This is a genomic window from Leptothrix mechoopdaensis (SeqCode), from assembly GCF_053893855.1.
The window spans coordinates 1,380,985-1,404,401 of sequence record NZ_CM132699.1 but is presented as its reverse complement, the minus strand read 5'-3'; the positions used below and the strand labels follow the sequence as shown (position 1 = coordinate 1,404,401).

Annotated in this window: 19 protein-coding genes; 5 read left to right on the top strand and 14 right to left on the bottom strand. The window is 69.0% G+C overall.

Going from position 1 to position 23,417, the window contains the following annotated elements; all coding sequences use genetic code 11:
• Positions 1 to 3 precede the first annotated feature (3 nt).
• Positions 4 to 714: a lipoprotein-releasing ABC transporter ATP-binding protein LolD gene (gene lolD / locus ACWA7K_RS06340; RefSeq protein ID WP_456166747.1), complete on the bottom strand. Its 711-nt coding sequence runs from the start codon at positions 712 to 714 to the stop codon at positions 4 to 6.
• On the bottom strand, positions 707 to 1,963 hold the full coding sequence (locus ACWA7K_RS06335; protein WP_456166745.1) for a lipoprotein-releasing ABC transporter permease subunit: 1,257 nt from the start codon (positions 1,961 to 1,963) through the stop codon (positions 707 to 709). Before ACWA7K_RS06335 ends, lolD begins: the two co-directional genes overlap by 8 nt.
• 115 nt (positions 1,964 to 2,078) lie before the next feature.
• Between ACWA7K_RS06335 and ACWA7K_RS06330 the strand changes: the two genes are divergently transcribed.
• The 5 genes from ACWA7K_RS06330 to ACWA7K_RS06310 all read left to right on the top strand — a co-directional run bounded on the left by ACWA7K_RS06330 (position 2,079) and on the right by ACWA7K_RS06310 (position 8,916).
• Positions 2,079 to 3,095: a hypothetical protein gene (locus ACWA7K_RS06330; protein WP_456166743.1), complete on the top strand. Its 1,017-nt coding sequence runs from the start codon at positions 2,079 to 2,081 to the stop codon at positions 3,093 to 3,095.
• Complete coding sequence (gene recJ / locus ACWA7K_RS06325; RefSeq protein WP_456166741.1) at positions 3,095 to 4,858, top strand: single-stranded-DNA-specific exonuclease RecJ; 1,764 nt, start codon at positions 3,095 to 3,097, stop codon at positions 4,856 to 4,858. Before ACWA7K_RS06330 ends, recJ begins: the two co-directional genes overlap by 1 nt.
• On the top strand, positions 4,855 to 6,816 hold the full coding sequence (locus ACWA7K_RS06320; protein WP_456166739.1) for a chorismate-binding protein: 1,962 nt from the start codon (positions 4,855 to 4,857) through the stop codon (positions 6,814 to 6,816). The genes recJ and ACWA7K_RS06320 overlap by 4 nt, the downstream gene beginning before the upstream one ends.
• Before the next feature lie 20 nt (positions 6,817 to 6,836).
• Positions 6,837 to 7,472, top strand: coding sequence for a YitT family protein (locus ACWA7K_RS06315; RefSeq protein WP_456166737.1), 636 nt, complete (start codon positions 6,837 to 6,839; stop codon positions 7,470 to 7,472).
• 82 nt (positions 7,473 to 7,554) lie between these two features.
• Positions 7,555 to 8,916, top strand: a complete 1,362-nt coding sequence (locus ACWA7K_RS06310) for an AAA family ATPase (RefSeq protein WP_456166735.1) — start codon at positions 7,555 to 7,557, stop codon at positions 8,914 to 8,916.
• Here ACWA7K_RS06310 and ACWA7K_RS06305 read toward each other — a convergent pair whose 3' ends face one another.
• The 12 genes from ACWA7K_RS06305 to ACWA7K_RS06250 all read right to left on the bottom strand — a co-directional run bounded on the left by ACWA7K_RS06305 (position 8,917) and on the right by ACWA7K_RS06250 (position 23,414).
• Positions 8,917 to 9,525 carry a diguanylate cyclase domain-containing protein gene (locus ACWA7K_RS06305; RefSeq protein WP_456166733.1) on the bottom strand — a complete coding sequence of 203 codons (609 nt, stop codon included), beginning with the start codon at positions 9,523 to 9,525 and terminating at the stop codon, positions 8,917 to 8,919.
• 143 nt (positions 9,526 to 9,668) lie between these two features.
• The gene (locus ACWA7K_RS06300; RefSeq protein ID WP_456166731.1) at positions 9,669 to 11,099 is read right to left on the bottom strand and encodes a P-loop NTPase fold protein; all 1,431 of its coding nucleotides are present in this window, start codon (positions 11,097 to 11,099) and stop codon (positions 9,669 to 9,671) included.
• Positions 11,100 to 11,531: 432 nt separating this feature from the next.
• Positions 11,532 to 12,715, bottom strand: a protein-coding gene (locus ACWA7K_RS06295; protein WP_456165363.1) for an IS3 family transposase whose coding sequence is annotated in 2 segments (ribosomal slippage) — positions 11,532 to 12,445 and positions 12,445 to 12,715 — 1,185 coding nt in all. Because the reading frame shifts where the segments join, the coding sequence is not laid out codon by codon here.
• 103 nt (positions 12,716 to 12,818) lie between these two features.
• Positions 12,819 to 13,643, bottom strand: coding sequence for a hypothetical protein (locus tag ACWA7K_RS06290; protein ID WP_456166729.1), 825 nt, complete (start codon positions 13,641 to 13,643; stop codon positions 12,819 to 12,821).
• Between the two features lie 239 nt (positions 13,644 to 13,882).
• Complete coding sequence (locus ACWA7K_RS06285; RefSeq protein ID WP_456166727.1) at positions 13,883 to 14,938, bottom strand: metallophosphoesterase; 1,056 nt, start codon at positions 14,936 to 14,938, stop codon at positions 13,883 to 13,885.
• A gap of 197 nt (positions 14,939 to 15,135) precedes the next feature.
• Positions 15,136 to 16,293, bottom strand: a complete 1,158-nt coding sequence (locus ACWA7K_RS06280; RefSeq protein ID WP_456210393.1) for a hypothetical protein — start codon at positions 16,291 to 16,293, stop codon at positions 15,136 to 15,138.
• An 87-nt stretch (positions 16,294 to 16,380) separates the two neighbouring features.
• Positions 16,381 to 17,328 carry a COG2958 family protein gene (locus tag ACWA7K_RS06275; protein WP_456166723.1) on the bottom strand — a complete coding sequence of 316 codons (948 nt, stop codon included), beginning with the start codon at positions 17,326 to 17,328 and terminating at the stop codon, positions 16,381 to 16,383.
• 89 nt (positions 17,329 to 17,417) lie between these two features.
• Positions 17,418 to 18,488, bottom strand: a complete 1,071-nt coding sequence (locus ACWA7K_RS06270) for a type I restriction endonuclease subunit R, EcoR124 family (RefSeq protein ID WP_456166721.1) — start codon at positions 18,486 to 18,488, stop codon at positions 17,418 to 17,420.
• A complete protein-coding gene (locus tag ACWA7K_RS06265) occupies positions 18,373 to 20,559 on the bottom strand; it encodes a hypothetical protein (RefSeq protein ID WP_456166719.1) in 2,187 nt (728 codons plus the stop codon). Before ACWA7K_RS06265 ends, ACWA7K_RS06270 begins: the two co-directional genes overlap by 116 nt.
• A gap of 159 nt (positions 20,560 to 20,718) precedes the next feature.
• Positions 20,719 to 21,213: a hypothetical protein gene (locus tag ACWA7K_RS06260; RefSeq protein ID WP_456166717.1), complete on the bottom strand. Its 495-nt coding sequence runs from the start codon at positions 21,211 to 21,213 to the stop codon at positions 20,719 to 20,721.
• A 221-nt stretch (positions 21,214 to 21,434) separates the two neighbouring features.
• Positions 21,435 to 22,400, bottom strand: a complete 966-nt coding sequence (locus tag ACWA7K_RS06255) for a hypothetical protein (protein ID WP_456166715.1) — start codon at positions 22,398 to 22,400, stop codon at positions 21,435 to 21,437.
• 117 nt (positions 22,401 to 22,517) lie between these two features.
• On the bottom strand, positions 22,518 to 23,414 hold the full coding sequence (locus ACWA7K_RS06250; protein WP_456168699.1) for a restriction endonuclease: 897 nt from the start codon (positions 23,412 to 23,414) through the stop codon (positions 22,518 to 22,520).
• Positions 23,415 to 23,417: the final 3 nt, after the last annotated feature.

Sequence of the window (23,417 nt, the reverse complement as noted above, 5' to 3'; positions counted from 1 at the left end):
CGCTCACCCGACGATCGCGCCCTTGTCCAGCCGCAGCACGCGGTCGCAGCGCTGGGCGAGGGTGAGGTCGTGGGTGACCAGCACGAAGGCGATGCCCTGGTCGCGGGCGAGGCTCAGCATCAGGTCGAAGACCTGGCGGGCGGTTTCGCGGTCGAGGTTGCCGGTCGGCTCGTCGGCCAGCACGCAGGCCGGGCGGGTGACCAGGGCGCGGGCGATGGCCACGCGCTGACGTTCGCCGCCGGAGAGTTCGCCGGGGCGGTGCGCCATGCGCGGGCCCAGGCCGACGGCGGTCAGGACCTGTTCGGCGGCGGCGCGGGCGGCCTCGGGGCGCTCGCGGCGGATCAGCAGCGGCATGGCGACGTTGTCGACCGCGCTGAACTCGGGCAGCAGGTGGTGGAACTGGTAGATGAAGCCGAGGTGGCGGTTGCGCCAGCGGCCCTGCTCGGCCGCGTCGAGCCGGTCCAGCCGCTGGCCGAGCAGCTCGACGCTGCCGCTGCTGGGGGCGTCCAGCCCGCCCAGCAGGTGCAGCAGCGTGCTCTTGCCCGAGCCTGAGGCGCCGACCACCGCGACGACCTCGCCGCGCGAGATGGTCAGGTCGATGCCGCGCAGCACGGTCACGTCCAGGCCGTCGGCGCCGCCCTCGTGGTAGCGGCGGGTCAGGCCGGTGGCGCGGATCACGGGGCCGGCGTGGCCCTGTCGGGCGGTGTCATTCATAGCGCAGCGCCTCGGCCGGGTTGACGCGGCTGGCGCGCCAGCTCGGGTAGAGCGTGGCCACGAAGGCCAGCAGCAGCGAGGTGATCACGATCGGCAGGATGTCCGCGCCCTGCGGGTCGCTGGGCATGCGGCTGATCAGGTAGATGTTGCCGGGCAGGAAGCTCACGCCCAGCGCCCGTTCGATGGCCGGCACGATCACGTCGACGTTGAAGGCCACCAGCAGCCCGAGCGCCAGACCGCCGAAGGTGCCGATGACGCCGGAGGTTGCGCCCTGCACCATGAAGATCCCCATCACCGAGCGCGGGCTCGCGCCCAGCGTGCGCAGGATGGCGATGTCGGCGCGCTTGTCGGTCACCGTCATCACCAGCGTCGAGACGAGGTTGAAGGCGGCCACCGCGACGATCAGCGTCAGGATGATGCCCATCATGCGTTTCTCGATCTGGACGGCGTCGAACCACGTCGCGTTGGTGCGGGTCCAGTCGCGCACGAGGTAGCCCAGCCCCAGCTCGTTGCCGATCTGCGCGGCCAGCGCACGGGCCTGGTGCAGGTCGGCCAGGCGCAGCTGCACGCCCTGCGGGCCGCCGGTGCGGAACAGACGGGCGGCGTCGTCGATGTGCATCAGCGCCAGGCCGCTGTCGTATTCGTAGTGGCCAGCGTTGAAGACACCCACCACCTTGACCTGCTTCAGGCGCGGCACGACGCCGGCCGGCGTGGTCTGGCCGCTGGGGGTGACCAGCGTGATGGTGTCGCCGTCCTGCACGCCCAAGCTGCGCGCCAGCTGGCTGCCGAGCACGACGCCCCATTCGCCCGGCTGCAGCCGCGACAGCACGCCGTCCTTGAGCTGCGCGCCGAGCGGCGTCACGTCGGCCTCGTGGGCCGGGTCGATGCCGCGGACCATCACGCCGCGCATGTCCTCGCCCCGGGCGATCAGCGCCTGCGCGGCGACGAAGGGCGCGACACCCTGGACCTGCGGATTGGCCTTCAGCCGCTGGCCCAGCGCGGCCCAGTCGGCCAGCGGGGCGCCGTCGGAGGCATAGACCTCGACGTGCGCGACCACGCTCAGCATGCGGTCGCGGACCTCCTTCTGGAAGCCGTTCATCACGCTCAGCACGATGATCAGCGCGGCGACGCCGAGGGCGATCCCGAGCATGGACACGCCCGAGATGAAGGAGATGAAGCCGTTGCGGCGACCGCTCCGGCCAGCGCGCGTGTAGCGCCAGCCGATGCGCATTTCATAGGGCCAGTTCATGGGGCGGCGATGCTACCCGAGCGGTCCGGCCGGACCGGATCAGGGCCGGGTCGACGCCGATAATCCGGCCCGCCCTGCCCTGCCCCGAACGCCCTGACCCACGAGCCCGCCCGCCTTGACCGCTGTCCCGACCCCTCACCTGATCCTGCCCCACGCCAGCGCCCTGTCCGACGCCGCGCTGGCGGCCCTGGGCACCCTGAAGCTGCCGACGCTGCAGGCCTTGCTGGCCCGCCTGAGCCTGGTCGACGACACCGACCGGCACCTGGGCGACGCGCATCGCGGCGACGAGGAATACACCCTCAGCGCACCGCACGAGACCCTGTTGGCGCGCTTGCACGGCTGGCAAGGGGCCGACGGCCTGTGGCCGCTGGCCGCGCAGGCCGCCGCCGCCGACGGGCTGGACGTGCGCCCTGGTGACCCGCTGCCCTGGGGCCTGGTGACGCCGGTGCACTGGCAGGTCGGCAGTGATTCGGTCAACCTGATCGACCCGGCGCAACTCGCGCTGACCGAGCCCGAATCGCGCGCGCTGTTCGAGCTGCTGCGGCCGTCGTTCGAGGCCGAAGGCTGGCAGCTGCTGTGGGGCGCGCCGCTGCGCTGGTATGCACGTCACCCGAGCCTGGCGACGCTGGCGCTGGCCTCGCCCGACCGCGCCATCGGCCGCAGCCTGGACCTGTGGCTGGGCAAGACGCCCGAGGCGCGCCGCGCCCGCCGGCTGCAGGTCGAGGCGCAGATGCTGTGGCACGAACACCCCGTCAACGAGGCCCGCGAAGCCGCGCGGCAATGGACCGTCAACTCGTTCTGGCTCAGCGGCTGCGGCCTGGCGCAAGCCTCCGCCCCGCTGCCGGGCGTGACCGTCGACGAGCGCCTGCGCCGCACGCTGCTGTCGGGCGACTGGCCCGGCTGGGTCGCCGCCTGGCAGGCGCTCGACGCCGGCCCGCTGGCCGAGCTGCTGGCGCGCGCCCGCGCCGGCCAGCCGGTCGCCCTGAGCCTGTGCGGCGAACGCCGGGCACGGACCTGGCGGCTCGAAGGCGGTGGCGCGGCCAGCACCTTGCGGCGCATCGGCCTGGGCCTGAAGGACAGGCTCGCCACACCCGACGGACGGGCCGTGATCGAGACCTTGAAGGACCTGTGATGAGCACGCCCCAGATTGCCATCCGCGACGTGCCGCCCCGTGCGGCCTGGGCGCTCGAACAGGCCGGCGTCCACCCGCTGCTGGCGCGGCTGTTTGCCGCGCGTGGCATCCGCAGCGCCGATGAGCTGGACGACGGCCTCGGCCGCCTGCTGCCGCCCGACGCGATGCGCGGCACGCGCGAGGCCGCCGAGCTGCTGGCCGACACGCTGCAGGCCGGCGAGCGCCTGGTCGTCGTGGCCGACTACGACTGCGACGGCGCGACCGCCTGCGCTGTCGCGCTGCGGGGCCTGGCGATGCTGGGCGCGCGGCCCGGCACGCTGCAGCAGATCGTCCCGGACCGGGCCGTGCACGGCTACGGCCTGACGCCCACCATCGTCGACCTGGCGCTGGACCGGCCCGAGGCCGACCGCCCCAAGCTGCTGATCACCGTCGACAACGGCATCGCCAGCCTCACCGGTGTCGCCCATGCCCGGGCGCGCGGCCTGCGCGTGCTGGTGACCGACCACCACCTGCCGGCCTGCGATGCCAGCGGCGCTGTCGTGTTGCCCGAGGCCGACGTGATCGTCAACCCGAACCAGCCGGGCTGCGGCTTCGAGAGCAAGTCCATCGCCGGGGTCGGCGTGATGTTCTACGTGCTGCTGGCCACCCGCGCCGAACTGCGCCGCCGCGGCGCCTTCGACGCCGCCAGCCAGCCGCGCCTGGACGCCCTGCTCGACCTGGTCGCGCTGGGCACCGTCGCCGACGTGGTGCGGCTCGATGCCAACAACCGGCGGCTGGTCGCGCAGGGCCTCAAGCGCATCCGCGCCGGGCGCATGCAGGCCGGCGTCGCGGCGCTGTTCGCGGCGGCCGGACGTGACCCGTCACGCGCCAGTGCGGCCGACTTCGGCTTCGCGCTCGGCCCGCGCCTGAACGCCGCCGGCCGTCTGGCCGACATGAGCCTGGGCATCGCCTGCCTGCTGTGCGAGGAGCCGCGCCGGGCCGCCGAGCTGGCGCAGGCGCTGGACGCGATCAACCGCGAGCGGCGGGAGGTCGAGTCGGGCATGAAGGATCAGGCCGAACGGCTGCTCGAACGGCTGATGCCCCGTGGCGAGGCACCGCCCGCGCTGGTGCTGTTCGACGAGGACTTCCACGAGGGCGTCGTCGGCATCGTCGCCGGCCGGCTGAAGGAACGCCTGCACCGCCCGACCTTCGTGTTCGCGCGCGGCGGCGACGGGCTGCTGAAGGGCTCGGGCCGCTCGATCCCCGGCTTCCACCTGCGCGACGCGCTGGACCTGGTCGCCAAGCGCGAACCCGAGCTGCTGAAGAAGTTCGGCGGCCACGCGATGGCCGCCGGCTGCACCCTTGAAGGGGATGGCGTCGAGCGATTCGCAAACGCCTTGCAGCAGGTCGCCGCCGAATGGCTGGACGCCGCCGCGCTGCAGCGCCGGCTGGCCACCGACGGCCCGCTGGACGCCGCGAACTTCGAACCCGCGCTGGTGCGGCTGCTCGATGCCGAGGTCTGGGGCCAGGCCTTCGAGGCGCCGCTGTTCACCGACGAGGTCGACGTGGTCCAGCAGCGCCTGGTCGGCGAGAAGCACCTGAAGCTCAGCGTGCGCCACGCCGGCACGCTGCGCGACGCGATCTGGTTCGGCCACACCGATGCGCTGCCCAATCGCGTGCGGCTGGCCTACCGGCTCAACATCGACGAATACCAGGGCCGCCAGCGGGTGCAGATGGTGGTCGAGGCCGCCGTGCCGGTCAGCCCGACGACGGGGGCGGCATGAGCCAACCCGAGTCCTCCACGTTGCCCGTCTTCGCGCTGCTCGACGACGCCCACGCGAGCGCGGATCACCCGACCAGCCGGCTCTGCACCGGCCTGCGCCGCGAGCTGGTCTGCCATGACCCGGCGACGCTGGACGCCACCTGTGCCGAACTCGACCGCGAGCTGGCCGTCGGTGCCCATGCCGTCGTGCTGGCCGACTACGAATGGGGCGTGCGGCTGCAGTTCGCCGACTCGGCCCATGCGGCACCCGCCACGGGCGGCGCCTTCACGGTGCTGCTGTTCGACCACTGCGAGCGCCTCGATGCCGACGGCGTGGCGCGCTGGCTCGATGCGCAAGTCAACGACCTGCCGGCCGGCTTCGGCCATTGGCAGGGCGAGGCCGGGCGTGAGCTGGACGACGTCTTCGGCGCGCCCTACCTCGACGCCATCGGCCGCATCCACGACTGGATCCGCGCCGGCGAGACCTACCAGGTCAACCACACCGTGCGCCTGCACGCGCAAGCCTGGGGCGACCCGCGCGCGCTCTACCGCCGCCTGCGCCAGCGCCAGCCGGTGCCCTACGGCGCACTGATCCACCGGCCCGACGGGCGCTGGGTGCTGAGCTGTTCGCCGGAGCTGTTCGTCCGGCATGACCTTCAAGAGAACGCCGATGAACACAGGGCGATCGGCATCCTGACCGCCAAGCCGATGAAGGGCACCGCCGCGCGCCAGACCGATCCGCTGGCCGATGCGTTCAGCCCCGACCGGCTGCAGTCCGACCCGAAGAACCGGGCCGAGAACCTGATGATCGTGGACCTGCTGCGCAACGACCTCGGCCGCATCGCCCGCACCGGCACGGTCCGCGTGCCCAAGCTGTTCGAGATCGAGCCCTACCGCACGGTCTGGCAGATGACCTCCACCATCGAGGCCGAGTTGCCGCCCACCACCGGCCTGGCCGACGTGCTGCGCGCGCTGTTCCCGTGCGGCTCGATCACCGGTGCGCCCAAGCGCCACACGATGGACCTGATCGCCCGCGTCGAGACGCAGCCGCGTGGCCTCTACTGCGGGGCGATCGGCTGGATCGACGCGCCACCGGCTGGCAGCGGCGTGGCACACGGCCTCGCACTCGGCCCGCTGTGCCTGAACGTCGCGATCCGCACGCTGGTGCTCGATCCGCCCGTGTCCGACCAGGACGGCGGCCGGCGCCCGGCCACGTTGGGTGTCGGCGCCGGCATCGTGCTCGATTCCATCGCCACGGCCGAGGCCGAGGAGGTGCAGCTCAAGGCCCGCTTCGTCACCGCCCTCGACCCCGGCTTCACGCTGTTCGAGACCCTGCGCGCCGAAGGCGGCCGGCTGCTGCGGCTGGACGCGCACATGGCCCGGCTCGGCCACAGCGCGGCGCAGCTGGGCTACACCTTCGATGCCGACGCGATCCGCGCGCGTCTGGCCGCCACCGTGCGCGAGCTGCCGACCGCGCCGCACCGCGTGCGGCTCGACCTGTCGGCCGACGGCACGCTGGCGGTGCGGCATGGCGCGCTGGCAGCGCTGAAGGCCACCGCGCGGCGCGTCCTGCTGGCCGACCCGGCGAGCGCGCACGTGCCGGACCACGAGGCCGTCCTGCTCGGCCACAAGACCTCGCGGCGCAGCGCCTACGACGTGGCGATCCAGGTCGCGGAACTGGCCGGCGCCTTCGACCTGCTGTTCTTCGACGCCGACGACCGCCTGACCGAAGGTGGCCGCAGCAACGTCTTCGTGAGACTGGATGGCCGCTGGTTCACGCCGCCCGCGCGGGGCCAGCTGCTGCCCGGCGTGATGCGCGCGGCGGTGCTGGCCGGCGAGGCCGGCTGCGTGCTGTCGCCGCTGCCGGTCGAGCGCGAGATCAGCCGCGCCGACCTGCTGCGCGCCGAAGCCGTCGCCGTCTGCAACAGCCTGCGCGGGTTGATGCTGGTGCGGCTCGACCTGCACGGGCTCAGCGCATGAGCCACCCGCCGGAAACCCCGATGAACACGGCCAACACGCCCGAAGTCGACCCGGACGACCCGCAGCGCCACGCCCCGGTCGAGGACGCGATGGCGCTGCTGTCGGCCACGCTGTTCATGTCGCTCGGGCTGGTCCTGTTCCAGAAGGTCGGGCTCTACACCGGCGGCACGGCCGGGCTGGCCTTCCTGCTGCACTACCGCAGCGGCTGGCCGCTGGGCGCGATCTTCTTCGTCATCAACCTGCCCTTCGCCTGGCTGGCCTGGCGCCACCTGGGCCGGCCCTTCGCGTTGCGCACGCTGGCGGCGGTCGGGCTGATCTCGGCGCTCAGCGAGGCCACGCCGCAGTGGATCGCGCTGGACCGCGTCGCGCCCGGCTATGCCGCGCTGGCCGGCGGCGTGCTGATGGGCACGGCGCTGCTGGTGCTGTTCCGGCATCGCGCCAGCCTGGGCGGCATCGGCGTGCTGGCCTTGTGGCTGCAGGAACGCCACGGCATCCGCGCCGGCAAGTTCCAGATGGGCGTGGACGTCTGCATCGTGCTGGGCGCCCTGGCCGCGACCGACCTGGCGCGTGTCGCCTGGTCGGTGCTGGGCGCCGTCGCGGTCAACCTGGTGCTGGCAATGAACCACAAGCCGGGGCGGTATCGCGGCTTGTCGTGACGGTGTTGGGGGCGCGGGCTTGCAGGCGCGCGCCGAAACGGGCACGGCGCCGGACACTGTCGGCCTGACCGGACGAACCCCCATGAACCAAGACGATCACACCCTGCACGTGGCGACCCTGCGCCGCGAGATGGACTGGCTGGCCCGCCTGCTCGACACCCGCCTGCTGCTGCTGATGCAGCAACCCGAAGGCGCCGAGCCGGCACCCGCGTTGCACGCGCTGCACGACCTGGCCGCACCGCCGCTGGACGGCAACACCAGCGCGCTGGCCGAGCTGGTACGGTCCGCGGGCCTGGGCTTCGACGAACGCGCGATCGTCGCGCTGGCCCTCGCGCCGCACCTGCGGCCGACGCTGCTGGACGCGCTGTTCATGCGCAACCCCGCCACCGACCGCCGCCACAGCGAGTTCGGCGGCGTGGCCGGCCGTGACAGCGGCGGCTTCCTGCCGACGATCGAGACGGCGCTGTTCCTGCTGGCCGGCGACGACCTGGGCCGCCGGCTCGCGGTGATGGCGATGTTCGAACCCGACAGCGCGCTGTCGCGCCTGGGGCTGCTGGCGGCGGTCGACACGAGCGCGTCCACCTTGCCGACCGACGCCCCGCTGCGCCTGGCCGCCGACATGCGCAGCCGGCTGGTGCTGGGACGTCGGGACAGCAGCCAGGCCACCGCTCCGGTCGCCGGACGCGAGGCCCCGATCCCCGCCCAGCCGCTGACCAGCGGCTGCGACTGGGACGCGCTGGAAGTCGCCCCCGAGACCCGCGAAGGCCTGGCCCGCCTGCAGGCCTGGCTGCAGCACCGCAAGGAACTGGCGACGGAATGGCCCGGCGCGCAGGGCCTGCCGGCCGGCCACCGCGCCCAGTTCGTCGGCCCGGCCGGCACCGGCAAGGCGACCGCCGCCGCGCTGCTCGGGCGCGCCACCGGGCGCGAGGTCTACCGCGTCGACCTGGCCGCGCTGCGGTCGCCCTACGCCGGCGAGACCGAGAAGAACATCGACCACCTGTTCGCGCTGGCCGAGCGGCGCAACGCCATCCTGTTCATCGACAGCGCCGAGGCCGACGAGCTGTTCGGCCGCGCCGGCAACACCCCGACGCCCGAAGGCCAGGCCTGGCGGCAACGCATGGCGCGTCACCCGGGCCTGGTGATCGTGGCCACCGAACAGCCCGCGACGCCCGGCCAGCGCGTGCCCGGCATCCAGACCACCGTTCCCTTCACCCCGCCGGACGCGGCCCAGCGCGAGCGCCTGTGGCGCAGCCAGGCCGGGTCGTCCGGCAAGCTGTCGCGCGACGTCGACCTGGCCCGTCTGGCCGCCGCCCACGACCTGACCGCCGGCGAGATCGCCCAGGCGCTGTCGGATGCGGCGCTGGAAGCGTTGCGGCGCGGCCGGAGCTCGCTCGACGAGGTCGACCTGACACGCGCCATCGCGGCGGCGCGGCGGTACCGCTAGTCAGGCCGCGACCCGGGCGCGGTGCTTGGCCCGGTACATCGCCCGGTCGGCCAGCCGCAGCAGCGTGTCGCCGTCGATGCCGTCGCCGGTCGGACCCGGGTAGAAGGCATGCCCGGCGCTGGCCGTGACCTGCAAGGTCCCGTCGCCCAGCACGACCGGTTCGGCCAGCGCCGCGAGCACGCGGTCCAGCACCGCCGCGTATTCGTCCGGCTGGTCCAGGTGCAGCAACAGCACGAACTCGTCGCCGCCCACACGCGCGACGGTCTCCTCGGCCCGCACGGCCTGTTCCAGCCGCCGCGCCAGGGTCACGAGCAGGCTGTCGCCGGCGGCGTGACCGTAGGCGTCGTTGACGGCCTTGAAGCCGTCGAGGTCCAGACAGCACACCGCCAGCGTCTGCCGACCCCGGCGCGCCCGGGCCATGCCGAGCTTGAGCCGGTCCGCCAGCAGGCGCCGGTTCGGCAAGCCCGTCAGCGGATCGTGGTGCGCCAGCCGCCGCAGCTCCTCGTTCTGCCGCTGCAGCTCGGCGACCTGGTGCGCCAGGGCTCGGACACGCCCTTCCAGCGCCGCCCGGTCGGGCGCCTCGGAGGCGTCGGGAAGCGGCATGTCCATGGCAGCTCGCCACGCACCGCCATCAGAGCGTGCAGGGTTCGTGTGCATGGCACGCAGTGGACCGCGATGCGGCGGGGAGGTCGGTGCGCAAACGCACCGAGCCGCACCGAAGAGACCGGCTGCGGCGAGCCGGCCAGAGTGGCTCAGGTCGTGAACGAATAGCGCCGCGCGATCGGGGCGCAGCGGCGGAGTTCGGCCAGTGCGGGCTCGAAGAGTTCCGGCGAATCTAGGCCTTCGAAGTAACTCTTGAGGGCCTTCAGATGCCGCTCGGTGCGGTCCTCGATTTCGGCGCCCAGCCGAATGGCGGCGGCGGTCAGGTCCCGCAACGAGTCGTCCGATCGTTGGTTCAGCAGCTCGATCCACCGCTCGAAGTGCGCCGGATCGGCAATCGCCAGCGCCAGGTTGGCGAGGATCGCGTGTTCGGGCACCGCCGGAAACCACGCCAGGCTGTCCAGGAAGCCGCGGGCCTTGATCAAGCGGTAGACGTTCACATACCGCAGGATCTTGCGCGGCGACCCACCCACCAGCGGCACGAACAGCAGCATCGTCTGTTCCTCGCGCATCGACAGGCGCACGTCGACCTCGGTGACCGTCGCCACGACGGGTGGACCGGCCTCGCGCCACGACGCGGCGGTCTCGGGCAGAACCGCCACCTCCGGCTCCGGTCCCGCCTTCGGCAGGATGCTGCGCAGGTACTTCCCGCTCTTGTTCTCATCCAGCGCCGGCAACCAGAACGGGATCTGGAAGATCTTCTCCAGATAGTCCGCCGAGGTCGCCCCGCCCGGCTCGGTCATCAGGCCGCCATATTGCTGGCGCAGGGCCTGGTCGATCCAGCGCACGTCGACCGCGACGAACACGACGAACAGGCGGAAGGCCAGCAGCATGTGGACCGCCTGCAGCACCTCGACGACCTTGTCGGGCGCGCAGCGGTCAAGGTCGTCGATGTAGAGGATGACGCGCTGGAACGGCGGCGCCGGCGCGGTCGGGCCGGCGGCCAGCGCCTGCAGCGCGTCGCGCACGTCGGCCGGCAGGTCGGCGCCGTGGTCCTGGAGGAACCGCGCCAGCGCGTCGGGCGGCGGCGGGGCCTCGGTGGTGGCCTCCGCGACTTCGCGCTGCTGGGCCTGCAGATCGGCCGACAGCTGCTCGAAGTCCTTGCGGATCGTCGCGATCAGACCCAGGTGCCGGGCGTAGTGACCATCGCTTGCACGGGCACGGACGAAGCGGATCAGCCGCCCGGCCGGCGTCTCGCCACTGAAGGCGGCCGTGGCGGCGGCCAGGTCGGTGCTGGCCGCCGACAGCTGCTGGCGCGCCTGCTCGATGCGGGCCTCGACCGCCTCAAGTTTTTCGCGCGCCGCCTCGCGGGCCGCCTTCGCCGTCTGCAAACGCTGGTCGACGGCGGCCTCGACGGCGACCTGCGCCCGTTCGATCGTCGACAGCGCCGTCTTCATCGGCTGCAACAGGCGGTTCATCCACGTTGCCAGCAGCCCCAGCGTGGTCGTCAGCAACGTGATGCCGGTCGTGATGCCGGTCGTGATGCCATCCGCCTTCAGCGCCGGCAGGGCTTCGCGCAGCAACCAGGCGATCGCGGGTGGCCCGGCGAACAGGCCGGCACAGAACCAGACGGCGTTCCAGCCGCTGCCCAGTTGTTCGAGCAGCCCGCGCCACAGCAGCTGGCCGCGTCGCCCCTGGTCGGTCAGCTGCTGGAAGGCCTCGACGGAGGTGCGCGAGGCGTCGACCAGATCACCGATGCCGGCCTGTTGCGCGGCCTCGCGCAGCGCCTTCAGCGCGTCGTGTGCGGTACCCGGTTGATCGGGCTGATCGTCGGCCCAGACCGCGCGGAAGGCTTCCGCCGCGACCAGCGGGTGCCCCTGCAGCGCGGCGGTCTGCAGCGCCAGCGCCTGCTGCGCGGCCGCCAGCGTCGCCCGCGCCTGCGTCTGCTGGCGGCTGCGGGCGACGAGTTCCTCGGCCGCCTCCAGCGTCAGCGCCCGCGCCGTCGACTGTGCTGGTCAAGCCCCAACGGACACGCCGATAGGTTGTTGTACAGCCTGCCGTTGCTCAAAGACGTTGGGCGCGACGTTGCCCAGCTTCGAGTGCCTGCGCACGCTGTTGTAGAAGCCGACGATGTAGTCGGCGATGTCCTGGGTGGCTTCGCCGTGGTTGGCGTAGTCGCGATGCCAGACGCGCTCCATCTTGAGGTTCAGGAAGAAGCGCTCCATGACCGCGTTGTCCCAGCAGTTGCCCTTTCGGCTCATGCTGCCGATCAGGCCATGGCGTGCGAGCAGCGCTTGATGCTGGCCGCTGGCGTACTGGCTGCCGCGGTCCGAGTGCACGATCAGACCGGGGGCGGGTCGACGTTGGGCAATGGCCATCTGGAGCGCCGAGCACACCAGTTCGGCGGGCATGTTCGGCGCCATCGACCAGCCCACGATCTTGCGGGCGTACAGGTCCATCACGACGGCCAGGTACAGCCAGCCGCTGCGCGTGCGGATGTAGGTGATGTCGCTGACCCAGGCCTGGTCAGGCCGGCTCGGATCGAAGCGCCGAGCCAGCAGGTTTTCCGAGACCGGCAGCGCGTGCGCGCTGTCGGTGGTGTGGATGAACTTGCGTTGCCACCGGGGGCGCAGACGGTGTTCGCGCATCAGGCGGCGCACGCGGTAGCGACCCACTCGCAAGCCCAGATCCTGCAGCGCCGAGACCAGGCGACGACTGCCGTAGACCTTCTCGTTGGCGACAAACTCGGCCTTGAGCTGGGCGCTGACCAGGCAAGCCGCTGGCGCCTGCCGTTGTCGATGTCGCGCGCCGTAGTAGCCCGATCGGCTCACGCCCAGGACGTGGCAAAGCCGCTCGACGGGGTAGGCCTTCTTGTGCAGATGCTCGACGAGCCGGTGGCTCATCGCAGTTCCCGGACGAAGAAGGCCGATGCTTTTTTTAGGATCTCCACATCGCCCCGCAATTGCCTGTTCTCGGCCTCAAGTTGCCGGATGCGCTGCTGCTCGGCCGTCAGCGGCTTGCCGATCCCCGACCGACCGGCCGCCTCTTCATCGACCTGCGTCAACCAGCGACGCACAGCCGTCTCGCCCAGCTTCATGTCTCGGCAGACCTCGCTCACGCTCAGTCCCTGATCCCGAATCATCTGCACGACCTGCAGCTTGAACTCGGCGCTGAACGTCCTTCTTTCCTTCTTGCTCATCTGTCCTCTCCGGGGGTTGACCACCTAGCGAGGTGTCCAGGGAGATTGGACCAGCACATGCATCCCTCGCGAGCAGCGCGCGACGGTCGCGCCGTGTTGGCGATCAACCCTCCTTCAGGCTGGCCCCGGCCCGATCACGGGCGCGGGTGCTGCCCGTCGCCCGAACGCCCACCGAGCGCATCCACGCCAGCGCCGCCCGGCCACTGCCATGCTCCGCGCGCAGAAGGTCGAGCAGTTCGTCCGCCCTCTCGAAGACCCGTCGGGTCCGCATCGCCAGTTCCAGCTGCAGCAAGGCCACCGATTCCGGATCGAAGGTCAACTCAATGTCCGACGCCCTCGGCCCGCCGAAATCGAGTTCGTCGAAACGCATCACCAGGGTCCGATCGGGCCACATCGCGACCGTGATCTGACAGAGCGCATTGCCTACACCGTCGCGTGCGGTGACCAGCGATGAGGCCGTGCTCAGGTCGGCCGGCACGTCCCGCATGACGTCCGTCAGGAAGCGGTCGAAGTTCTCGCGCAGGACGCCGTATCTCTGGCGCTGTCGGGCACGCTCACGGACCTTGGCTCGCGCCTGGAAGGCCTGCACGACATCGACCTGCCAAGGCACCAGCATCTCGCAATTCAGCAGGATCTCCAGCCAGACCGACCACAGGCATTCCACCTCCGGCAGGACGGCTACGTCGTCGTCGCCCGAGATCTCGGCGATGGTGGGCGACGGGTCCACATCCAGCAGGCCCCAGTGATCGGGCAACAGGTTTGGCAGCGGGCCGGGGCGGGGCTGCCATAGCACGTAGAACCATTGCTCGGGGTAGGCAACCGTCTCGTGGTCCGACCGCACTTCCCGAGCGTCGCAGAGCCGGGCGACGGCGCCGCACCAGAGCCTGCTCGCGCCCTGGATTCCGCCCTGAACAGATGACTGCCGCATCGGTTTTTGCGCTCCACGGCGCGCCGATCGTGTGCAGCGAGCAGTCGGGCCGGCTGAAGGGCAAAGCAAGCTCCGTCGGGCGCCACACCACGAACATCCACTGTTCCGGATGGCGGACGATGGTCTTGGGCCCCGCCACCTCATGCGCGGGGCTCGTGAGCAAGGCAGCACAGCACCAACAGCCAAGCTGCCAGCGGTCGATGAGGTTCAGAGGGGGGCTCGGTTGGCTAATCGGGGCCTCAGGCACTGGCGCGCCCCACCGTGGGCAGGCTCTCGCCGGTGTCCAGCACCAGCTCACGCTCTGGCCAACGCAACGCAGCGAGCTTGGTGGTGTGCCCGAGCTGTCCGCCTTGGCGCTCCTTGAAGCGGCCGCCCACCGAGTAGTCCACGCAGAACACGTTGCCGCGGGCGCCGTGCCAGGCCTCGGGCCGCAGGCCCTCAAAGAGGTCTGGATCGCCCTTCCCCCCCAGCATGCGGTCTACAGGCTGGATGCGGCGCCAGTAGTGGCCCACCACCACCGGCTTGTCGTCGTGGTAGTCGTTCCACCACTTCACCCGCTCGACGAAGCGCCACTTGCCGCTGCTGAAGAAGGGCACCGTGCCCTTGCGCTCCACGCCCGAGGTCAGCACTTTGATGGGGTTGCCCATCTGGTGCACCTCATCGGCTTCCGCAATGGCGTGCAGCAAGGGCACTTCCTGGCTGATGTCGTCCAGAGCGTGCTTCCACGCCTCCTTCTCAGCCTTGGCGCGAGCCGCTAGGCCGCTGCATGCCATCTCGGCCTCCGCGCGCTGCTCGTAAGCCTGGTACAGCGCCACCACGGGCTCGTGCGCCTGATCGGCCAGCGCGCTCAGCGCGCCGTCGTGCCAGGCGGCGTGCACCACCCGCAAGTCTTCGCGCTCCAGCGTCACCGGAAGACTGGCCAGGAAGCTCAGCAGCGACTCGCGCTCCTCCGCCGCAGCCTTGACCGTCGGCTCGTACTTGCGGTCCCGCTCGGTGCCGTGGTTCCAGAACCAGTCGTTGCCGTCCTTCTTCTGCTCGCGCAGCAGGTTCAGCTCGTGGTTGCCCAGGATGGCCGCGCCTCGGCCCGATTCGACGATGCGCTGGACGATGCGGACCACCCCCGGGCTGTCCGGGCCACGGTCGACCAGGTCGCCCACGAAGACCAGGCGCCGCCCCTCGGGGTGGTCGCCCGATTTGCTGTAGCCCAGATGGCCCAGCAGCGCCATCAGCGCGGGCAGTTCGCCGTGGATGTCGCCGACGATGTCGAGCGGGCCGGCAGGCAGTTCCTTGAACATCAAGTTCTATCCCTTCATGGTTTCAGGCCGAGGCAACCGGGCGAGCTGTCGCATCTACAGCGTTACGTCAGCCGCACACCTCTCCCCTCAGCAGTGGGTATCAAGGGTCCGGTTATCGACCAAGCCCTCAACCGCTCGAAGCCATCATCCCCTGGCACTGGCTCTTGGCGCGAGCTATTGGATAGAGAGGTCGGCTCTCAGAACAACCGCGCGGCTGCCCGCCTGGCCTTCTCTTCGTCAACTTTGGCCTGCAGAAACACGTCGTACTGACTGGTGTCGTACGGCCAGAAGAGTTGGGTGTACGCCTCGTTGGGGGCGGGCACCAAGGTCTCGAACAGCTTCAGCTCCAACGGGCTGCCCACCAGCCAAGTGGGTATGTCGGGCTTGGCAACGAAGGCCGAAAACCCACTGGGCATCACATGCTTTGCGATGGCGGCCAGTGGCGCCTCGTGCATCAGGTTCGGCTTTTGCAGCAGTTGACCCAGCAGCGCTGCCGCGCCGTCAACGTAACCTCCGCCGGCATAGTGCGCAGCGTCTCGATACCCCGGCGGCTCGCCAGTCCAGTGGTTGGAAACCGCCTTCTGGTAGACCTTGACACTGACGGTCTTGAAGCCGAGCTTGACGCGGCTGATGAAGCTGAGTGCGTTGTACGCGTAGGCATTGGCCAGCGCTTCTTCCAGCGGCGCGTGAGGGTGTCGAAGCTCGTTGTCGCGCTGCGAACGGCGATGCTCCAGGTACAGAGGCTGCGGCCTGCCCTGCGAAGCAGAAATCACCTCAAGTGTCGTTGCGGTGGACTCGACCAAGTGATGAAAGAACTCGTGGTTGAAGACCTCGAACAGCACCAAGTGCATCAAGGTCTCGGCGGAGAACAAGCTTGCCGATCGACTCTGCGCCAACAGCCGCTGGTGATAGTCGAGCAGTGGCCCGATCAACAGGTAGATGCCCCACTGATCAAAGGGTGGGAAGTGAAAGGGCCGGTAGAAGGCCATGGCATCTGCCGGAAGCTTCTCCCACGACAAGGCCCGCACGGCATGACCGGCGTCCTTCACGGCGTTCCACAAGGCATGCTGACTCGCTCCGTTTGGAGCCTGGTTCTTGAATCGTTCCTTGAGCTGCTTCAGTTCTTCGCTATGCAGTGGCCGTGCTTGATAACGACCGGTTGCCTGCGCCAGGGCAAGGCCCCCGCGCAGCTCTTGCCCACCGGGCAGATCAAGCTGAAGCTCACGGTCGAAGACACTGGCCTCGCGGGTCAACTGCGCGCGATCCAGCCACTCAAACAGGCTGGGCAGGTCGGAGCCGACCTGCGGCACCAGACCCATCTGCTCCAGCGAGTGGCCATCAACCCGGCGTCTCATCGAGGCGCCCGATCAGACACCAATGCCCAACGGCAGGCTGCGCCATCAAGCGCATTCAGGTTTGCCTTACAGGTGCGGTTCAGCACTTCACCCCTCCACCTTCGGCACATCCCAATCGCTCAGCCGCGCCTCGCCCGTCTGATAGAACTGCTTCACCAGCTTCACGAAGTCGAGGAAATCGCGGTTCTCGGTGGCCAGCCGGTTGGCCATGTCCCAGTCGATCTCATCACGCTCGCGGGCCGGGATCAGCACCTGACTTTCAGCCGGGTTGTCCGCGTCCAGTTTGATCAGACCGATGCCGTGGGCGCCGAACAGCATGCGCAGCTCCTTCAGCGTGTCCTGCCCCTCGATCTCTGCCGCCACCAGGTAACCGTGGTTCGCCCATGACGAGTTCGACACTGCCTGGAAGAAGCACTCCCGGACGTTTGAACGGTTGATCAGCAGCTTGGCCTCGAAGGACCAGAGCTTGGTGCGCTTGTCCGAGTACTGGTTGACGCAGTCGCGCACCTCGCGATGCCAGTCGGCACCCAGGTCTTCCATGCCGACCACGTCAGGGTACAGCCACCGGTTGCCGTTTGGCCCCCGCTTGTTCGAGGATCGCTTCTCGTCGATGCGCTTCGAGTAGACGCCGAACTCCTCCCAGAGGTAGGCCGAGAGCATCGGATACATCGCGTGCTCGCCGATGGATTTGGCCTCAGCCTCCGGCACCGCCACAGCCGTCTGCCCTTCAGCTGCCGCCACCTCCGCAACGTCCGACTTCTCGGAGTAGTAGTACTTCCGCGGCCGCCCTTCGGTGGTCTTCAGCTCGGTGTGTCGCTTCTGCAGGCTCGGGCGCCTTGAGCCAATCTCGGCCACCAGCTGCTGAACCAGGTCAGCGTCGCTGTTGATGTAGCCGCCTTGGCTGTTGGCCTTCTTCTCCTGGCACTCAGCCGGGTAGGTTTTGAAGATCCACTCGGCGATTTGTCGTGCTGTCAGCTTCTCTTCCGGACGAGCCTTCAGGCAGTCCAGGACCGCCTTGGCGAGATTCAGCGCCATGTTTTCCCCCTGATGTTCTTCGGCTGGAGCCCAGGCTTCGGCTCGCTGGCATACACCGAACCGAGCCTTTCACCTCTAAATCGACGGCGTCACAACATCCCCCCCACGCCCTTGAACTTCTCAACGAACGCCGCGATCTTTTGAAAGACCGTCTGCTTCTTCGTCTTGAACTGCGGGTTCAGCGGGCTCATCTTGGGCAGCACCGCGTTGAGCTCGGTACCGTTTTCGCTGGCGAACTCCCGCTTCAGTGAGGCCGTGATATAGCGCTTAGCTGCGTCAGCGTTGAGGCCTTCCGACGCAATCAGGTCTTGGGCTTCACGCTGCTGCTCAGCCTGAGCGAACTTGAAGAACGCATCGATCACGCTGGCCTTGTCGCCCAGTTGGTCCAGATCGGTCTGGTTGATGAAGTCGACCAACAAGCTTTCCTTGGCGCGGTTACCCAGGCTCGCGCGGATCACCCGCCGCACCTCATCGACCAGCTCGCTCTTGCTCTTGATCTTCTTGTTGTGCTCGAAGATCAGTTCGAGGATGTAGTCGAGGTTGATCTCCTGCGACTTCAGCAGGTCCACCTCAAAGACCACGTCGTCCCAGTCGATGGTCGACTTCTCCTTCTCGGCGCCGGCCTTCTCGCGGCGCAACCAGTCGCGCACGTCGTTGTAGGTGGAGCGGTAGTCCTGGATCTTCCGCTCTGCAGGGAGCGTGATGGCCTGCAGCGCAGTCAAGTCTTCATCGCTCAAGTAATGCTTGGCCTTGAACGCCTCCACCGCAGCGGCATCCGCCAAATCGACGGTTTGCAGCTCCTTCAAGCTGGCGAACTCGTCGTAGTTCTGCAGGATGTTCTCGACGCGCAGGTACTCGCCAAACAACTTGGCGAACGCCTTCTTGTCTGATTCCTTCTTGATGGCTGCGGGGTCAGGAAAGCGGGCCTCCAACTCTTGCACCACATCCTTGAATCCACGCCGCGCCTCACCGGTGGCCGCATCGGTGAAGCCTTCCATGTACTCCTTGTAGCTCTTCTCCAGCACCACGTTCTTCGTGTTCTTGTCACCGAACAGGGTGATGGCGTTGATGGTCGCCTGCTCCAAGTCGCGGAAGGTGACGATGTTGCCGAAGGTCTTGGTGGCGTCGAAGATGCGGTTGGTGCGGGAATAGGCCTGCATCAGCCCGTGGAAGCGGAGGTTCTTGTCCCAGGGCGCTGAGCGACTTGACCATGTCGCCCATCGGCTGGGTCGCAGAACGCACTTCCTCTGCGGCGTCACGCAGGCTGGCCACCAGCGGCCCCCAGGTGCCGGCCAGTTCACCGAGGGTGTTGACCAACAGCCCCGTGCGCTCCATCGCCGAATTGAAGCGGTTCGCGCCGTCGATGCCTTGATCGGCCAGCTCCCGCGCCACTTTGGCGATGCCCTGCACCTCGCGGTTCATGGTCGAGGTCGCGTTGGCCACCTCGCTGAGCTTGTCGCTCATCACTTGGCCAAACAGTCCCGCTTGGCGAGCCAGTTCGGCCGCGGACACATCGAAGGCCTTGCTTGCCTCGGAGGTCGATTTCCCGAGCACGTCGGACGCCTGGCGGGCACCAGCCGTGAGCAGATCCACCGCAGAGGACACGCCGCCCGCCCACTGCTGGCTGGCTTCCGTAGCGGCCTCATCCAGCTGGCGCATCACGGCACCCATCGCCGCCTCGACGTTGCCGCTGGCACGCGCCAGCGCCTGGGCGCACTGGTCCACCTGGGTCGCCATCGTGATGGCCATGTTCTCGCTTTGCAGCTTCAGTGTCGTACCGGCGATGTCAATGCTGGCGGCGGCGTTATGGCCCGCCTGCTGCAAGCGGTTGGCAGCGGTCTCGATGCCGACGCGCAAAGCCTCGGCCGCACCCTTCGCAGCTTCCGTGATCTCGTCCCCTGCTGCGGTCATGTTCTGCGTCAGTTGTTTGCCGGCGCTGTCGAGCCGTTCGGCCGTGTCGTCTGCGGCATCGTTCAAGGCCTGGGCCGCGTTCGTGAGCTGGGTGCTGAAGGCCGCCCCTGTCTGGTCCATCTGTGCCTTCAGCGCGTGGCCCGCGTCGCCCAGGGACTTGGCAGCTTCGCCCGCACTTGCATTGATCACCCCACCCGCCGACGACAGGCGCCCGGCCAGATCCGTCAGCGCGACCTTGAACTCCTCCATTTCTTGCTTGGTGGCCTCGGCCAGACGTTTGGCATGTTCGTGCGCCATGCGGTCGAGGCTCTCCTGGTTGATGGTGCCGATGCGCTCAGTGAGCTTGTCGAGCGAGGCCACCAGCTGGCCCGTCATGGCCTCGAACCGGGGGGCCAGCGCCTTGTCGATCGCCGTGCCCAGGGAAACGGCAAGGTCGGTCGAAAAGCTCTTGAACGCAGCCGCCTGCTCCTCGGTCACGGCGTGCAGTTCGGTGACGGTTTCGACCAGCGTTTCCGCCAGTGCCTTGTGTGCAACCTCGGTCTCAGCCATGGCCGTGGCCTTGTCGAGCTGCGCCGTGGCAACTTCCACACCGGTGAGTGCGGTGGCGTGCTGCTCGACCAGCTTGTCACGCATGGCGCCAAACTGGGCGAACTGGGCGGCCACGGCCTTTTCGCCACCATTGAAGGGCGCCAGCCGGTTCAGCTCGCTCAGCACTTCGTCGATGCGGTTGTCTAGTCTCGCGGCCTGACGCTTGGCGAGCACGGTCCACAGCACCGATGCGCCCAGGCCCGCCAGCGACGTCACGAATTTGCCTCCGGCCGTGCGCAGCAGTTCGCGGGTGGCATCCACCAGTTGCATAGGCTGGCCGCCTTGCGCCACAAGCGCCGACGTGGCACCCGCCAGCGCCAGGGTCAGAAAGAAGAAAGTGCACAGCAGCCCGATGCCCACCAGCAGGTTGGGCATGGCCTCGGCCAGGCCGAGGTTGACGCGGCCGGCCAGCAGTCGCGCAGGCGTCCACAGGTCGCGCGGCGAACTCAACAGAACCGCCTGCTGCCCTTGGGGCCCAGGCAGCCAGACGATGCGCGCCACCGTCTCGTGCCAGACCTCGTTGAGGCCGGGGAACCCACTGTTCAGCCCCTCCGGCAAGCGATGGGCTTGGCGCGTTTCAAGCGTCTTCACGCCCTTCAGTTCGTTGGACAGTCCGCGCAGCGCCGCTCCCAGTGGGCGCAGACCCTTTATGTACCAATACAACCCCATGGCCACCGCAAGCAGGACGATGCCCATCGCGATACCAGCGATCAATGGGTCGTCCTCGGCCATGCGAATGAACGTGGAAAGAATGCTCCTGTTACTCAAGAAGATGCTCCCTGCCTTGCAAACAACGGTTCATGCCGAACTGCTCAAACCGGTCGCGCGCAACCGGTCATCGATGCCGCCGCGCAGTTCGTCGCAGCTGGCCCAGACGGAACAGTAGAAGTCTCACGGCTTGGTGGCCATGTGTGCGGCTGTCTGGAATCGGGTGATGGGTGGAGTTGATGCGGCCGAGTGTCTGAAGGCCGTCAAGCGCACTGAGGGCGTGTGGTCTGACTGGTGAAGCAGCACCAAGAGGTGCAACAGGCGTTCGCCCAGTTGTGCCAACTTCAGTCGACTCAGGAAGCCGCTGAACTGGCGCCGGGCCTTTGCGACCACGTCTTTGGACTCCACGCCGTAGGCCTTGCTCACGGTCGACCCGTCATGGGTCAGCGCACCGGCCCCGCCCTCCAGCACTGCGACGGCCCCAGCGAAGTTGACGACCACGATGTCAAGCTCACGATGGTGGTCGACCGCCGCGCCGGTGACGATCCAGTTCAAGCCACGAAAGATGTGGACGCGATCTTCAAGGCCCTGGCGCAGCAGCTTGAGCACCGTGAGTTCGGTGTACCAGCCCAGTTTGGTCGGGCGTCGTTCGTCCAACGGGGGCGAGAGCCGGGCCATGCGCAAACAACTCCATCGTTGCAAGTCTCGATGGCAGAGCGGTCGACCGCCCGAAGAGAGAGTATCGACCACCCGGCATGCCTCCCTGGCCTGCCGCCACGCCCTGGGGCGTACGCACCTTTTCACTGGATTTTGCCCAGAATCTGTAGCGGTTTTCGACGCCAGATGATGGTTGTCTCCCATCAAAAAGGCAGGCGGCGTGAGGAACTGATGCTCCGATCTCACCGCACCACCCGACAGACATCCAGCCCCTGCCCCGCCACCACGCCGAGCGCCCGCTCCATCGCCGCATCAATCCACCGATCGTCGTTCCCGAACACCCCACCCCCCAGCCGCGTCAACAGCACCTGCTGTGACGCGCCGCGACGGTGGTTGAGCAGGGCCGCGAGCAAGGTCGCTTCGTAGGCCGCCTCCAGCACCAGCTGCGCGAAGCCCGCCCAGGCCGCACGGGGCGGCTCACCGTAGGCCACCGGCAGGGCCGAGCAGTAGGCCTGGCTGACGCGCGGGCCGGGTGAGGTCGGAGCGTCGGTGACCTCGACGTCCCAGTGCAAGCCGATGCGCAGCTGGCCACGCAGGCGGTCGCGTTCGGTGTCGTCAGCAGCCTGGAGCACCTGGTCAATCCGCGCCAGGCCCCGGCCGGTGCACAGCGCATAGCCATTGCGCCAGTCCCATAGTGGCTCGTTGTCGTGGCCCAGTGCGGCGCCCAGGTCGGACAGCGTGTTGACCTGACGACGACGGGTCTGGCCGACGCCGCCGTCGACCGGGACGAGGTAGTTGCGGTAGATCGTCCCGGCCCCCGCCGCGATCGCGCAGGCGGGACCCTGGGTGGGGTCGTGGAGGTAGCGGGTGACGCCGTCGTCGGGGGTGACGCTGGGGCCGACCATCTCCAGCAGGTTGAACTGCGAGGCGACCTGGAACAGCGCGCCCGCGTGCTCGGGCGACAGGTGTAGCCGGCGGACATCGCCACGGATGGTTCGGACCGACTGCGGGCCCTGCGTGGGCGCTATGGGGTCCAGACGGCCGACCCGCTCGCGCAGCTCGGCCAGCGAGACGATCTCCAACGTCCCCATGCCAAAGCGTCGGCCGTTGACGATGTTGACGATCGCGTCGCTGTCGACCTTCAGGCGCGAGCGGACGTCGCTGGCGTCGCCCTCGGCAAAGCCGGTGATGCGTTCGAACCAATCCATCGGTGTGATCTCCCGTTTGATTTGCGGACAACGATAGGTGGCCAGAGGCTCAGGAGGTGATCTGGACGGGTATCCAGTGCCTCGGCACCGGCGCGTCCCAGCCGCGCGGCCAAAGCCTCAACCGATGGCCCGCGTGCCCTTGCAGGCTGGGTAGCCGGTGCAGCCCCAGAAGGCCGAACCGGCGTTGGCACCCTTCCTGGCGGTGCGCTGGGTCATAGTCTTCGCGCACAAAGGGCAGGCAGGCGCACGGACAGCCGAAGGGCCGTGCTCAGCGGCCGGTGCCCGGGCGGCCGTCGACGGCGCCACCCTCGCCTTCTCGGGCGGGGCATCCTGGCGCGCCGACCGGATCAGCGCCTGCAGGCCCTTGCCGTCCACGAGCCGGATGTTGCGCCCCTCGGCGAAGGCGACGGCATCGGCGGTGTACCGCCCGGAGGTCACCACGATGCCGCTTGCTGCGCCACGTGCGGCCATCACGCCATAAAGCTCGCGGACCACGGTGACGCCGACCTTCAGCGCGCGCCATTGCTTGCACTGCACCAGGGTCGTCTCGGCACCCCGGCTCAGCACCAGGTCGACACCACCATCTGCCCCGCCGCCACCGGTTTCGTTGACGCGGTAGCCCTGCAATCGAAAGCCCTCGCCGACCAGCTTCTCGAACTGCTGCCAGCTCAGGCCGTCGACGACCGAAGCGCCAAGGTTCGCCGGTGCCTCGGCCACCTCCGCCACCAGCTGACGCCGTTCCCGGCACCGCCAGGCCGACATCGCAGCGCCGGCCAGGCAGATCAAGGGCAGCACGTACTGGCCAAAGGCCGCGAGCGAACGGCCCATGGCCTGCACCACGAACGCGCCCCCTTGTCCGGGCTGCGCCGCGACTGTCATTGGGGATTCGGCGATGCGGTGCAGCAGCAGGTAACTCAGCACCGCCAGCAGCACGCCCGCCCACCAGGGCAGTCGCGCCATCAGCTCCATCAGGAACTCGGCGTTGTTCTTCTTCGTCGATCGGCGTCTGGACATGGT